The organism is Bacillus sp. CH_48, assembly GCF_038008465.1.
Lineage (GTDB): Bacteria > Bacillota > Bacilli > Bacillales > Bacillaceae_G > Bacillus_A > Bacillus_A thuringiensis_S.
This window is the reverse complement of the sequence record NZ_JBBOZF010000002.1, coordinates 1-13135: the sequence shown is the minus strand read 5'-3', so window position 1 is coordinate 13135 and position 13135 is coordinate 1. Positions and strand designations below refer to the sequence as shown.

The following is a 13135-nucleotide window of genomic DNA, read 5'->3' as shown; positions in this document are numbered from 1 at the left end:
ATTTTGCCCTGCTTGAATCTTGCAGGACGAAGGACGGCAAGATGATTCGTCAGATGCTCTTGATCTTCCCGGTTTAAAGCCGTTAAGGCGATAAACCGGGCTCCCCGGAGGGGAGCATATGTACTTGATTATATGTGATACTATATATAATCAAGTTTAACTATATTATACGATATATTGATTTTACTATAAGAGATTTTTTAATAGGGGGACATGAGAGAATAGCTAGACAAGGGCTGATCACTGAATCCGTAACGTTTATGCCGCGAAAGTCACTTGACCATGAGGGGCACCCTCATGCAAACTCATCAGAGGTGGCCCCAGAAGGGCGGTTTTTGCCCGCTGGGGTTATCTTTGGGAGTTTGAGGGTGTAGAGGCTCGTGGTCAAGTGAACCGTGGAATATAAAGTGTAGGATGGGACTCCCAGCATAGGGCAAAAACCAAAGATATTATTAAGTTTTAATAATATCTTTGGTTAAATAAGTAGAATTATTAATAATATTAATATTATTAAATAAGGTTAGTTTTTGCTATTTATATCTAAAAATAAAACTGTTTATAGGTCTTTCATCTATACAGATTATAACCCAATGAATATATAGATAAATGTACCAGATAAAATTAGGAAATATGGGGGTTGAAAATTTATGTATCAAAATTCGTATTCAAATCCTTATACTTACATGGATGATATATATAATTCTCGTGATTTAACAAGTAAAATAGGGACTTTTTTAACTGTTTTAAATGATGTACCTATATCTGGGGGAGTAATTCCTGCAGGAACTCGTGTTTTTATTCATAATGTTGTACGTGATGCTGGAGGAAATGAAATAGCTAGAATAATATTTCCTCAAATGGGAGTAGGCGGTTGTATAGTTGCTGGAACAAATGTTTTTGGTTCTGCACTTGAAACACCAGCTCCAATTCATCATTCACATCATCGTTCCAGTGATCAATACTAATAAGATAATACATTGGTGTTTTATGAATAAAAACATTTAAATGTAGCAAATAAAAGTTTTTAGAAATTAAGAATATTATTTTTTATACCTAATATTTTGGTTGAACATATTGTATATTCTATACACAATTAGTTGACATAACGTCCTATTATCGGTAGCAATTATTTTAGAAGAATCCTTGTAAATACAAGGATTCTTCTTTTTTTGTCTTGTTATCTTGTATACAGGATTTTATAGATGGTTGATATAGTGGGGATAGGTAGGATCCTCGCTATTCTTTTTTTGAATAAAATCTTATATTAAATAAAAAAGATTTTGATGTTATTATCGAGAAGTAATACATATCGGTGTTAAAATCGGAATGTATTTCGTAAATTAAATCGTTTTTAAAATCGGTTTTCATATCGGTTGCTAGTACATTCCGATTTTGATTGGAATGTTGATTTAATCGTGTTTTTTAAGTAAAAAACGTATTCCGTTTTTTGGGGAGGAATAAAAATTGGAACTAAAATCGGAAATGCATACACCGAAAATTGTTGCTGATCTTTTAGGGATCACACCTGATTTGTTAAAGGTATGGTCAAACGAATTTAACATACAAACGGAGCGAAGTCAGGGAGGGCATCGCAGATACTCGAAGGATAATATAGAAGAATTAAAAGCCATAAAAGAAAAAATACATGACCAAAAATGGTCTTATGATCAAGTTCGGTCATGGCGAAACGGAGAACTTGATTCGTTTGTTTCAAAAGAAGAAAAATCAGAATTAGAAAAGAAATTGAATGAAGTATTAGAGAATCAACAGTTACAAAATCAATTTAATCAAGCACTCGTTCAAAAATTGCAAGAAATTACGAATGAATTGGTTACGACAAAAGAGCATTTAGCGAATACGGAGAAAAAATTAACTGAAGTAGAAGGTAAAAATAGTGAATTAGAAGTTTTTATAGAGAAGAAGCTAGAGAAGCGAGATCAGCTATTGCTTGAAAACATTAGAGATATGCAGGCTCAAAATCAGAAACAAAAACGGAAAGGTTTTTTCGGTTTGTTTAAAAAGTAAATTTGGCCGGTATTTTATGTAAGGTTTTAATGTCGGGAAAAGAAGAATAGAAATATAGCATACATACAATAAGGGAATGCAGTATAGATTAATTTATATGCATTCCCTTATCGTATGTATATGTTTTTTTATTGAATAAAAGTAATTATTTAATTTTTGAACCTATCCATTGGCCTAATTTTTTACCCCATTCTCGTGGATAATGTCCTGCATCAGTTCCAATTACTTTTCCTCCGCCATTAGTGTTTAATAATTCTTTTTTAGATAAAGTTTCAAATTTGTTATTTTTCATTCTTAAACTTCCTTTCTGATTATATTTATTAATTATTCTAAATACATTATACAATACAATAGATTTATATTGCAATTTTATAATCTTTAAATTTTGAGTATATTCTTTTTTTATTAAAAATTAACACCTTAGATATCTTAAATTTTTGATATCACGTTTTTGTTAGGTCTTGTCTAACCTGTCACTTTTGGTGACAGTAAAAAAATATGCTCTTGTAATCTTTTTATTTAGATTAGAGGAAGATGTCTTAGGACAGGGTTATAGTCAATGTTTTTGGCAAGATTCGTGGTTCTATTGTTATAGAAAAAGGCGAATAAGAATATAGCATACATACAATAAGGGAATGCAGTATAGATCAGTCTACAAGCATTCCCTTGCTATCGTTATGTTATTTTTTAGTGATTTTGATTTTTAAAAATGCAATTATTGCTAATAGCATACTAAAAAGAATAAAAACTTGAGCATCTTGACTTGGGTTTGGATCATAACTTTTTTGTATTTTTGTAATTAGTTCATGCATTTTATTTCTCTCCCTTAAAATAAAATATTTTAAATTATTATTGATTATAATAATAAATCTTGTATTAATAATGCAAATATATTATGTAGTTCATGTATCCAAAAAACGGTCCAAAAAGCAGACATTACAATATAATTTTCTGTATTTTTCTTTTGGTATATCCAGTATGCATAATTGTAAAGCATACCTACGATTGTAGTACAGATTATATAAGTAATTCCAAATTGGTGGTTTAGTCCAAATATGATTGCTGGAATTGTAATAACTAATATATTGTATTTACGAATCCATGGAATCATCTGCATAATCCAAAATAAAAACTTTTGAAAAATTAAAGTTTCTATTAGTGGGGCTATAATTAATACTGATAAAATTTGTATAAAGATAGAATCCTCGTTAGATGGATGATTTTGTAATGGGGGGAGTAGTAAAGTAAATGGTATAGTGATTAAAAAACTTAAGATTGTCATGGTTAAAATAAATGGGAGTGTTTTTAGTTTCCATAGAAATTCATGTATGTTTTTTATCATATTTGTTTTATCCCCTTTAATATAAAACTTAATAATAAGATAGATATAATTATTAATTTTAATATTTTGTTTTTTATAATACCATAAATTATATTTTTTTGTATTTGGATTAAATATCTTTTATTTGAAGGTTAATTAGTGAGGATTTAGATGAATTTTTCATTTGTATTATTTTTGTTTTTTTGATTATTAATAAATATCAAGTTCAATTCTTAACTTAAGTATTGAACTTGATATTAATAAAGATAAAATCATAATTTAATAATTAGATTTTATGGTCGGCCGCCGGTATGACCTGCTTCAATTCTTCCAGCGTTAGCCATATCGTTTCCTAATCTTCCACGACAATAACTATCTTTTAAACATTGATTTGCTGCAGTAATAACTGGGATGAAAACTCTGAATCCACCATTTGTTTGAAGTTCTTTTTCATTAAGTTCAGCAAATTTTGTGTTATTTAATTTCATGCTGTAAACCTCCTTTTAATATTTTAATATTTAGAAATATACATTTCATAGATTTATTCTAATACAAAATATGTAATTCTGAATATGCAATTTTACATATTTATAATTTTTTACAATTTTCACTTTAAATTTATTTTATTTTATATAATGAATTATAGATGGATATAAAATAGTGAAAGAAGGATTGAATTTGTTCAAAAAGTTTAAATGTATTCAACAGCATGATTTACAAGATTGTGGACCAGCATGTCTTGCAATGATATCAAGATATTATGGACTTTCTATTTCAATTGCTAAAATTCGTCAAATTGCAGGGACGGATTTAGATGGTACAAATGTACAAGGAATATTGGAAGCCGGAGAAAGACTTGGTTTTGAAGTGAAAGGAGTAAAATCAACAGATCCTACATTTTTAAATGAAATTCCTTTGCCTGCAATTGCTCATATATTAGTAGATGGTGAATTACTACATTATGTAGTAATTCATAAAGTGAAGAATAATAGAGTATATGTTGCAGATCCTGATAGTGGGTCTGTTAAATATAAATTGGAAGACTTTTTAAAAGTTTGGACAGGGATTTTAATTTTGATGAGTCCCAAACAAAATTTTGAGAAGGTAGAAGTATCTAAAGGGGGCTTTTCTCGTTTTTTGTCTTTATTGAAGCTGCAGACTAATTTGTTATTTCCAATTTTTATTGCTTCCATATTTTTTAATGTGTTTGGTTTTGCTGGGGCATTTTATTTTAAATTGTTAATTGATGATATAGTTGTAAATCAATTAATACAGACGCTTCATATTGTGTCTATCGGAATTATCGTTTTGTATATTTTTAAAATTTTGCTCTCTTATTTTAGAACGCATTTGATTTTATATTTGAGTAGACGTATAGATATTCAGTTAATGCTTGGATACTATCGTCATGTAGTTGGTTTGCCGATGCATTTTTTTGAAACAAGAAAAGTTGGAGAGATTATTTCGCGGTTTATGGATGCTGGCAAAATACGAGATGCATTATCAACGATAACTGTTACATTAATGATTGATACAGTTATGGTAATGTTAGGAGCGGTATTGTTATATGTGCATAGTTCGATTTTATTTGGGGTTACATTGTTATTAATTCCTTTTTATATAGGTATTATTTGGGGGTTTCATAAACCTTATCAAAAGATTAATCGTAAAGAGATGGAGAGTAATGCTAAATTAACATCTTATTTGGTGGAATCTTTAAATGGTATTGCAACTGTAAAATCATATAATGCTGAAAAAGAGGTCTTTTTTCAAACAGAAAGTCGTTTTGTAAATCTTTTGAGATATGTTTTTAAAAGTGGAATGTTAGCTAATTTACAAAGTTCTATTAAGATGGGGCTTGAATTAATTGGTGGGACAATTATTTTATGGGTTGGTGCAATGGAAGTGTTAAAAGGGAATATGACAATTGGGGAATTAATTTCTTATAATGCGCTTTTGGTTTATTTTTTGAATCCAATTGAAAATTTAATAGGAATTCAGCCTACAATGCAATCTGCATTAATTGCGGGAGAACGTTTAAATGAAATCTTTGATTTAGATTTAGAACAAAATGAAAAAGAATATAATAAAGTTTCTCCTAAAAAGTTATCTGGAAGCATTGAATGTGTGGATGCTACATTTCGTTATGGGACACGTAAGAATGTATTAAATAATATAAGTTTTTCTATTGATCCAGGTAGTCAAGTTGGATTTGTTGGGGAAAGTGGTTCTGGAAAAACTACTATTTCCAAATTGTTAATGAATTATTATGATCTTAATCAAGGCGATATATATTATGATGATTATCAAATTAAAGAGATAAATAGAGTAGCATTGAGGGATCGTATTGCATATGTTTCACAAGAATCCTTTTTCTTTAGTGGATCTATTTATGAAAACTTGATATTTGGATTGAATCGTTTAGTTTCATTAGAAGAAGTTATTCAAGTATGTAGGCAAGTTTGTGCTCATGATTTTATTAGTGAATTACCATTACGTTATGAGACGATTTTAGAAGAAAATGCTTCAAATTTATCTGGAGGACAAAGACAAAGATTAGCTATCGTAAGGGCATTGTTAAAGAAACCAGATATTTTAATTTTAGATGAAGCGACTAGTAATTTAGATTCTACAACAGAAAAATTAATTACAGATATGCTAAAAGAATTAGGTTTACTAGGAATAACGGTAATTATGATTGCGCATAGATTAAGTACCATTCAGCATGCAAATAAAATTTTTGTAATGAAAAATGGAACTATTATAGAACAAGGTTCTCACGAAGAATTATTATTTATGAAAAATGAATATTATCGTCTTTGGAAGAATCAAACGATTCATGTAGGAGATATAGAAGAAAAATCTTATGTAATGAGAGGTGGTCAATATGAATAAGATTTATTCTTTTGATCAATTAACGGATAGTGTAGAACTGTTAGAAAGAAAGCCACCTCGTTTTATTATGGGATTGTTATGTTTTTTATTTATGAGTTTATTAGTTTTTATGATTTGGGCATATATAGGAAAAATAGATATTGTGAGTAAAGGTACTGCAATGATACAAGGTAAATCTGATATAAGCGTATCCAGAACGCAAATTGGGGGAATTGTGGATACTGTTGCTGTTAGATCAGGTGATGAGGTGAAAAAAGAGGATATTTTGATTCAATTAAAGAATCAGGAATTAATGGATAAACAGAGTCAATTGGACCAAATTATTAAACATTTAGAAAAGAAAAAAGGAATGTTAGAACAATTAAAACAGAGTATTCAAGTTCATAAGCCACTCTTTGTTGATGATACAGATAAAAAAATTATAGAAGAATATAAATCATATGAACAAACTTATGAATCTTTACAAAATGAAAAAGATAATGAGATAAAAGTTATAGATAACAATAAAATTATGGTTGAGCAAGATGAAGTATTACAAGGTTTAATTATAGATAAAGAAAATATACAAAAAGAAATAAATTCCGTTAAAAAACAAAAAGAGACTGTGTTAGATGATTATAAACAATCTTTGAATGATAAGATAGAATCTTTAGATTCTCAACGAAATGGTATTGAAAAACGAATTCAATTAAGAAAAGATATTTTACAAAATGAAGGAAAAAAAGTTGATATTGCTAAAGAAGGAAAGCAAGAGGAAAAGAAAAATGCTTTAAATCAATATAAAGAAAGTACTATTGTTTTAGTTAATCAGCGAATTGAACCTCTAGAGCAAGAAATCTTTATAAAAAAGCAAGAGTTGGATGTATTACATAATCAAAATGAAATGACAAGTATAAGGGCTCAAAGGGATGGGGTTGTACAATTCCCCTCTGCTATACAAAAAGGTGATCTAGTTGATTCTGGTCAAGAGATAGTTTCAATTATTCCTAAAGATACTGAGAAAAAGATTAGGATTTTATTGCCAGCTCAAGATATAAAGGGCATTAAAAAAGGGGATAAAGTACAATATTCGTTTAAACTAAAGAAATCTGATAAACAAACAGGAATAGTAACTTATTTATCAGCACATCCTATTTTTGATAAGGATTCTAAAGGGTATGTTTATGAATTAGAAGCAACAATTGATATACAGGATTCACATGAGTTGTATACAGGAATGGTAGGTAGGGCTTCTGTAATAATCGGAGAAGAACGAATTTGGAAATTTATATTAAAGAAATTCGATTTTATTTCTAATTAATATTTAAAAGGGGTCAATCTTTTTTATTTAAAAGATTGGCCCCTTTATTTTTTACTAAAATTGATAGTTTAAATATAAAATGTATCAAGTATGTTATCTTTTTCTTCTTTATTGATGCAAATATATTTTAAAGTGATTTGTGGTGTACTGTGATTTAGGATTTCTTGTAACATGGCTACATCTTTTGTTTGTTTATAGAACCAATAGCCGAAGGTTTTACGCATAGTGTGAGTCCCAATGGACTCTATACCAGCAAAATCTCCGGCTTTTTGCAATTGTCGATAGGCCTGGATTTTACTAATGGGTTGATCTCCTTTTCGGGAAGGGAATAACCAGGTATTTTCTAGGGTTTGGGCATACGAATAGACTTCATCAAAAATGGAAGTAAGGTTAATCATGCGTTCTTTCTTTGTTTTTCCTTCTTTGATTTTGAATTCCTTTCGTTTCTTTCGTTTTAACTTTATTATAGTTTGCGTTTCAAGTTGGAGTAGATCACTTACACGTAGTCCTGTATGAATTCCAATTAAAAATAGTATATAGTCTCGTTCGGAACAGTGACGTTTTAGGGCCCATTTCATATCTTCAAGCTGTTCTTTGCTACGGATGGGTTGGACATCAATGAGATGTGGTTTTTTGTCCATGAATTTTCGACCTCTTTATTTACAGTGTTTTGAATGTATACTTTTGTCGTGTGAATTGAGGATACCAAGGAATTTGATGAGAAGTCAATGTTTAAAGGGATTCGAATGTAAACTAATAATAAAAAGTTTACATTCAAAAAATGATAATAACAGTTTGATTATTTAAGGTGAATTTAAGATTGTTTTTGTAGATATTCTTAATTTATATATTATAATTACGATATTGATTTGTATTTATGGAGGATGTTATAGAATGAACTACAAAAAGGGTATTATGATAGGTCTATTATGTGTATTTGTGTTTTCATTAGGTGGCTGTGATTTTTGGGACGGATTTAAAAGTGGATTCAATACTAAAATTGAAAAAGTAGAAAATCAGGAGAAAAAATAAAATTTTTATAGATGTTTTAAAGAAAAAAGACGACTTATTTAATGTCGTCTTTTGTTTTTATTGAAAGTAAACTTCTATTCAAAAGTTCACTTTCAAAACTACTAAAAAAGAGTCTTGTGTTGTGGGATTCTGTTTTTAGTGGTTTATAATATTGTATAAATTGAATATAGAGGGTAATATTTAATTTATTAGGTTTATTTCGTTTGGTTGAAGATTAAGATTTAACAAATGTTGATAAATAAGGGGTTTTTAAACGTATATAAAGCTTTTTGACATATTGAAAATAGCTTTTATAAAGATATTTGCTACTATAAATAAATCACCTTGAACTATTTTTGATGTAGAAGGAGCGATCGAAATGAATCTTAGTAAACAAATTAAAAAATATCGAGATAGGGAAGGGTTTTCTCAAGAAGATTTAGCTGAAAAAATTTATGTTTCTCGTCAAACCATTTCAAATTGGGAAAATGAAAGAAGTTATCCTGATATTCACAATTTATTGCTTCTAAGTGTTCTTTTCGATGTTTCTCTAGATGACTTAGTTAAAGGGGACGTAGAAATGATGAAAAATAATCTTCAGCAAGTTAAATTTAATAGGTTGGGCCAGGTAATGGCTATATTTTTGGTTTTAGCTGTAGGATCAATTGGATTAGCAATTAAATATTTTGGTAATGTAGGTTTAGTTATTCCATTTGTTTTTTGGGTAATTGCTATGACAGCTGCTATAAAAATTGACATAATTAAGAAACGTGAAAATATAAAAACATACGCTGAAATTGTTGCTTTCATGGAAAATAAAGATGTGAATGCGGAAAGAGACAAGCGAGATAAGAAAAAGTATATCATTCAAAAAACGTTGATTGTTGCAGGGGTTTCGTTATTTTCGGGAATTATTGCTTTTTTGAGTTTTTCAATATTTTTATAAAGTAAAAAATGAATGTAAACCTATTTAAAAGTTTACATTGGATAATATCTGTATCGTATGAGTTTAAAGTAGAAAAAGAGGATTATATGTTGTGTTTTTGTAAGGGATGGAAAGCTTTAACAAGGGTTTCATGTTATTATAAAGAAAGACGTATAAACGAGAAAAACCGCCCATGCTTTGGACGGCAGGCGGTTTTTCATAATAAGGTTGGAATCAACCAATATATATTCTATATACATTCTAACATATAAAAGTTGATTCCTTCCACTAGGGGAGAGAATTATTTTATGACAAAAGTTGTAGATTTTGGACAAGCTGAAAAAAAAGCAATAGAAAGAGATAATAAGATTGATAATATTTATAATCAATTGCAAGCTGGTGGCTATTCAGAAGAAGAAAAAGCAATGCTTTTGCAGTTATTAAGTAAGGCGACTGGAGGAGAAGAGTATTTCATTGCAAAAAAGAAAAAGCCGACGGATCGGGTGAAATTTGTGCAGATTATTATGGATAACTATAATTATCTAAGTGAAATTGAATACTTAACAACATCTGAAAAAGCTTTTTTAATGGATCTTATACCTTATGTAGAGTTCAAAACAAATATTTTAGTTGAAAGGGCTAGCAAAGAGAACGAATTTGATTCTGATAGTGCAACGCCTACTTATTTAGCTAAGAAATTGAATAGAACTAGAGGAAAAGTTTCTCAATTAATGAATGGTTTAATGAAAAAAGGATTATTGGCTGTTGCAGAAACTGGCACAACAACAGAAGATGGACGTATTTGTACAAGCCGTACTTGGTTTGTTAATCCTAATATTATGTGTTGTTCTCCAAAAGACGGAGTGGATAAAGCAACTCAAAGAATTTTTAAAAAAGCACTTAGAAATTTTGTAACTGAAGATAACAAAAAACATAAATTACCAATTTATTTATTTTAAATAAAATATTTTAAAAAGAGAGTGATTTTTTTATTGCTTTCTTTTTTTTTTTATGTTTTTCCATTTTTTAGGTGTTCCCTTTTGGGTACACAGGTGTTCCCTTTTGGGTACACCCTATGTCTCTTAAACCCTTGATATTACTGACTTTCTTTATTTTCTCTATCTCACTCTTATATATAGGGCTAAAAGTTCCGCAAGGAACAGGTAGTATTTTTGAGAAGAACACTCAAAAATCTCCACCTTTGTTAGAAAAAAGTCGCCTCGTCAATCCTCGGCTAAAGTCAAAACTTTTCTTTTTTCTAACATCCTTGCCAAACTTTTTTTGGCTCGTTTGCTTTCATCGCCAAGCCGATAAACTCAAAAGTGGGATTTAGGCATATCGGCTTGAGCTACTCATTATACGAGCCAAATCGCTTGATCTAACGTCTTATAATTTGTCTTACTCTATTTTTAGATACGTAATACGTGGGGTCTCCCCACACCCCGGCCAGCCTCTACCTCAAAAGTAGGGGGAAGATCAAAAAACACTTACGATAAGTAAGTGTTTACTGTGGGAGTGGTTTCTCTCGCTGAGATTCGTAGAAATCGTTGAAATTTAAACGTCTAAATAGATTTGTATTTCGGATTTTGATGTTTTTTGGTTCAATCATAGATTGCCAAGGTTGTAGATTCTTTTTATTTTCTTTAATTTTAGTAATTCTATTGATAACATTGTTTAACTCACGTTCATGATCTTGGTTCATCACAATAAAAGTAAAGCTTGTTATGACTGTTGGGAAGCAAATCTTTAATAAAAACTCAATATGATAGATATCAGAGATTAGGTTATTAATTGTGATATAAGATGTTCCTGGTATCGGGATAATATTTGCTACGATTTGTAAAGATTCTTTTTGATCATTAATAAGTAATTTAAGAGAACAACGTGTAGTAAGGATTTTAAAGAGTTCATCGATAAATGTAATGAGTACATGAAGTTGAGTTTCAGGTGTCTCTTCATTGATGAACCACAATCCCCTATTTTCTTGTTTTGTCTTTATGAGAAAGTCTGTTACAAATTCCATATCAAGATTTTTAGGTATTTTGTTGTTTGGAAAGTATTCTCCAAAGTAATGTGTATCTTTCTCTTGTATTGGTTGAATTGGGAAAAATGGTTCTGTATGTAATAGATAATAATGCTCGTGAGAGCAAAGCAATGCGGTTAATAATATTGGGTCTGTATATTGTTTATTTAATCCTAGATAGTCTTCCATACGAGTAAAATGGCGGAAGAGTACATTCTCTCCAGGTGCAATGGGCAGTACCTTTTTTTCTTGGCCAAAATAATAGTAAACCCGATAAGATAAATAAATATATTCCGCACCATAAAAGGATTTAGAGCCAATTAACAGTTTATCCTCTAACTCTTTTAATTTTGCATAACCAAGTGTTCTAGATTTATTCTTTTTCCCTTTTTGGTAGCCGAATAGATCTAGGAATTGTGACTTTAACATGTAGGGTTGATGATGAAGCATAAATGTAAATAGATTATGATAATGCTTCATGATGAATAAATGTAATTCATCACTTAATTTTCTCTTATGTGGATCTTCCTGAATGTCATGTAAGTTTAAGATATAGGGTGAATTCATATTATCCATAATTTCATGTACTGTATAAAAAGTATGTGGAACAATAAATGTTGGTTGTATTGCCATGTTTTTTCCTCCTATAGTTGTTCATATCCGGATAAAAATGTTTTTGCGAATTCTTGTTTTTGTTGGATATCAATCTCTTTGTAGTTACGTGTTGTCACCTCTATAGCAATGTAACCGCTATGCGCTTCACTATAGATGGCTCCATCGGGCGTTGGTTGGAATTTTCCTTGCGGATGGGACTCTACTATTCTTTTTTTGAAATTGTTGTATCTGGGGTCTTTCTGGGCCTCTGAATGCAATTGTTTTTCTGTTTTCCATGTTTCTCTTATTTTTTTAGGTAGAGAGATGTATTTTTCAGAGAGACGAATATCATGTTTGGCGTTATTTATACCGGTTTTATATTGATATTCTTTTCCCTCTTTCCTAAACTTTTCTATCCCTTTTTCTCCTAAAACAATTTTTCCTGTGCGTTCTTCTAAGTATTCACTATGACAAAGTTTTTTTAGACGATCTCCTTTGATGTTATATTCTCTTTTCATTTGTTCTCTGGTAGCTGTTCCAGTTTTCCAAAGCATATCCATGCCTTCGATCTCTGTTGTTTTTAGAATTCTTATATGTTTTCGTGGCGCGGCCATAGGGATGCCTCCTGTCTTTGCTTTATCTCTGTATTTAATTATTTGGGATTTTATAGCGAAGCTATGGGTTTTCGCTATAATTCGTGTTTATATGTTTCGTTTTTTATTAAATAAACATTTTTAAACAAATGTTTGTTTAATTTCATTCAAAATGTGATGCGAAGCATGACATTTTGATCAAACAAATAAAATGCCGGAGGGCAATTTTATTTGTCTTTTTCTAAGAAGCGGAAGCTGATCTAGAAAAAGAATCTGGACAGATGCGAAGCGTTCTGTCCAGGAAGTCCCGCAGGGCAAAATACGCCTGAAGACCATTCACTCGGCTTGCCGAGCTTGTTTTTGATTTAAGCGCAGCGAGAATCAAAAATGAATGCGTCTGACCGCAGGCATGGAAAAGCGTTAGCTTTTATCATGCCAAGGCAGGCGT

14 protein-coding genes are annotated in these 13135 nt (G+C 30.2%); 7 read left to right on the top strand and 7 right to left on the bottom strand.

Translation table 11 applies throughout. From position 1 onward, the window contains the following. Positions 1-647 precede the first annotated feature (647 nt). Both N2V92_RS29855 and N2V92_RS29850 read left to right on the top strand, forming a co-directional pair. Complete coding sequence (locus N2V92_RS29855; RefSeq protein WP_047387979.1) at positions 648-965, top strand: hypothetical protein; 318 nt, start codon at positions 648-650, stop codon at positions 963-965. Between the two features lie 499 nt (positions 966-1464). Beyond that, a complete protein-coding gene (locus N2V92_RS29850; protein WP_170265047.1) occupies positions 1465-2025 on the top strand; it encodes a MerR family transcriptional regulator in 561 nt (186 codons plus the stop codon). Positions 2026-2170: 145 nt separating this feature from the next. Here the strand turns inward: N2V92_RS29850 and N2V92_RS29845 are convergent, their stop codons facing one another. The 4 genes from N2V92_RS29845 to N2V92_RS29830 form a co-directional block, all read right to left on the bottom strand. Next, complete coding sequence (locus N2V92_RS29845; protein WP_170265049.1) at positions 2171-2317, bottom strand: hypothetical protein; 147 nt, start codon at positions 2315-2317, stop codon at positions 2171-2173. Between the two features lie 388 nt (positions 2318-2705). Beyond that, on the bottom strand, positions 2706-2837 hold the full coding sequence (locus N2V92_RS29840; protein WP_255259189.1) for a hypothetical protein: 132 nt from the start codon (positions 2835-2837) through the stop codon (positions 2706-2708). Positions 2838-2881: 44 nt separating this feature from the next. Next, entirely contained in the window at positions 2882-3367 is a 486-nt protein-coding gene (locus tag N2V92_RS29835) for a CPBP family glutamic-type intramembrane protease (RefSeq protein ID WP_170265050.1), read from the bottom strand. A 272-nt stretch (positions 3368-3639) separates the two neighbouring features. After that, the gene (locus tag N2V92_RS29830; RefSeq protein WP_098090941.1) at positions 3640-3834 is read right to left on the bottom strand and encodes a hypothetical protein; all 195 of its coding nucleotides are present in this window, start codon (positions 3832-3834) and stop codon (positions 3640-3642) included. Between the two features lie 190 nt (positions 3835-4024). Here N2V92_RS29830 and N2V92_RS29825 point away from each other — a divergent pair, with 190 nt between their 5' ends. Then, complete coding sequence (locus tag N2V92_RS29825; protein WP_170265052.1) at positions 4025-6241, top strand: peptidase domain-containing ABC transporter; 2217 nt, start codon at positions 4025-4027, stop codon at positions 6239-6241. After that, complete coding sequence (locus N2V92_RS29820) at positions 6234-7541, top strand: HlyD family efflux transporter periplasmic adaptor subunit (protein ID WP_170265054.1); 1308 nt, start codon at positions 6234-6236, stop codon at positions 7539-7541. The genes N2V92_RS29825 and N2V92_RS29820 overlap by 8 nt, the downstream gene beginning before the upstream one ends. 68 nt (positions 7542-7609) lie before the next feature. Here the strand turns inward: N2V92_RS29820 and N2V92_RS29815 are convergent, their stop codons facing one another. Next, positions 7610-8182, bottom strand: a complete 573-nt coding sequence (locus N2V92_RS29815) for a tyrosine-type recombinase/integrase (RefSeq protein ID WP_170265057.1) — start codon at positions 8180-8182, stop codon at positions 7610-7612. Positions 8183-8435: 253 nt separating this feature from the next. Between N2V92_RS29815 and N2V92_RS29810 the strand changes: the two genes are divergently transcribed. The 3 genes from N2V92_RS29810 to N2V92_RS29800 all read left to right on the top strand — a co-directional run bounded on the left by N2V92_RS29810 (position 8436) and on the right by N2V92_RS29800 (position 10436). Continuing rightward, complete coding sequence (locus tag N2V92_RS29810) at positions 8436-8573, top strand: hypothetical protein (protein ID WP_166695583.1); 138 nt, start codon at positions 8436-8438, stop codon at positions 8571-8573. Between the two features lie 358 nt (positions 8574-8931). Then, positions 8932-9498 carry a helix-turn-helix transcriptional regulator gene (locus N2V92_RS29805; RefSeq protein WP_170265059.1) on the top strand — a complete coding sequence of 189 codons (567 nt, stop codon included), beginning with the start codon at positions 8932-8934 and terminating at the stop codon, positions 9496-9498. Positions 9499-9785: 287 nt separating this feature from the next. Continuing rightward, positions 9786-10436, top strand: a complete 651-nt coding sequence (locus tag N2V92_RS29800; protein ID WP_170265061.1) for a MarR family transcriptional regulator — start codon at positions 9786-9788, stop codon at positions 10434-10436. Between the two features lie 545 nt (positions 10437-10981). Here N2V92_RS29800 and N2V92_RS29795 read toward each other — a convergent pair. Together N2V92_RS29795 and N2V92_RS29790 are read right to left on the bottom strand one after the other, a co-directional pair. Further along, positions 10982-12133, bottom strand: a complete 1152-nt coding sequence (locus N2V92_RS29795) for a hypothetical protein (protein ID WP_170265063.1) — start codon at positions 12131-12133, stop codon at positions 10982-10984. An 11-nt stretch (positions 12134-12144) separates the two neighbouring features. After that, a complete protein-coding gene (locus N2V92_RS29790) occupies positions 12145-12708 on the bottom strand; it encodes a hypothetical protein (protein ID WP_170265065.1) in 564 nt (187 codons plus the stop codon). Positions 12709-13135 lie beyond the last annotated feature (427 nt).

Bases quoted from the DNA above. Each gene is read 5' to 3' on its own strand.
- N2V92_RS29855 (WP_047387979.1), top strand. From the start codon at position 648: ATGTATCAAAATTCGTATTCAAATCCTTATACTTACATGGATGATATA.
- N2V92_RS29845 (WP_170265049.1), bottom strand. From the start codon at position 2,317: ATGAAAAATAACAAATTTGAAACTTTATCTAAAAAAGAATTATTAAAC.
- N2V92_RS29840 (WP_255259189.1), bottom strand. From the start codon at position 2,837: ATGCATGAACTAATTACAAAAATACAAAAAAGTTATGATCCAAACCCA.
- N2V92_RS29835 (WP_170265050.1), bottom strand. From the start codon at position 3,367: ATGATAAAAAACATACATGAATTTCTATGGAAACTAAAAACACTCCCA.
- N2V92_RS29830 (WP_098090941.1), bottom strand. From the start codon at position 3,834: ATGAAATTAAATAACACAAAATTTGCTGAACTTAATGAAAAAGAACTT.
- N2V92_RS29820 (WP_170265054.1), top strand. From the start codon at position 6,234: ATGAATAAGATTTATTCTTTTGATCAATTAACGGATAGTGTAGAACTG.
- N2V92_RS29815 (WP_170265057.1), bottom strand. From the start codon at position 8,182: ATGGACAAAAAACCACATCTCATTGATGTCCAACCCATCCGTAGCAAA.
- N2V92_RS29810 (WP_166695583.1), top strand. From the start codon at position 8,436: ATGAACTACAAAAAGGGTATTATGATAGGTCTATTATGTGTATTTGTG.
- N2V92_RS29805 (WP_170265059.1), top strand. From the start codon at position 8,932: ATGAATCTTAGTAAACAAATTAAAAAATATCGAGATAGGGAAGGGTTT.
- N2V92_RS29800 (WP_170265061.1), top strand. From the start codon at position 9,786: ATGACAAAAGTTGTAGATTTTGGACAAGCTGAAAAAAAAGCAATAGAA.
- N2V92_RS29795 (WP_170265063.1), bottom strand. From the start codon at position 12,133: ATGGCAATACAACCAACATTTATTGTTCCACATACTTTTTATACAGTA.
- N2V92_RS29790 (WP_170265065.1), bottom strand. From the start codon at position 12,708: ATGGCCGCGCCACGAAAACATATAAGAATTCTAAAAACAACAGAGATC.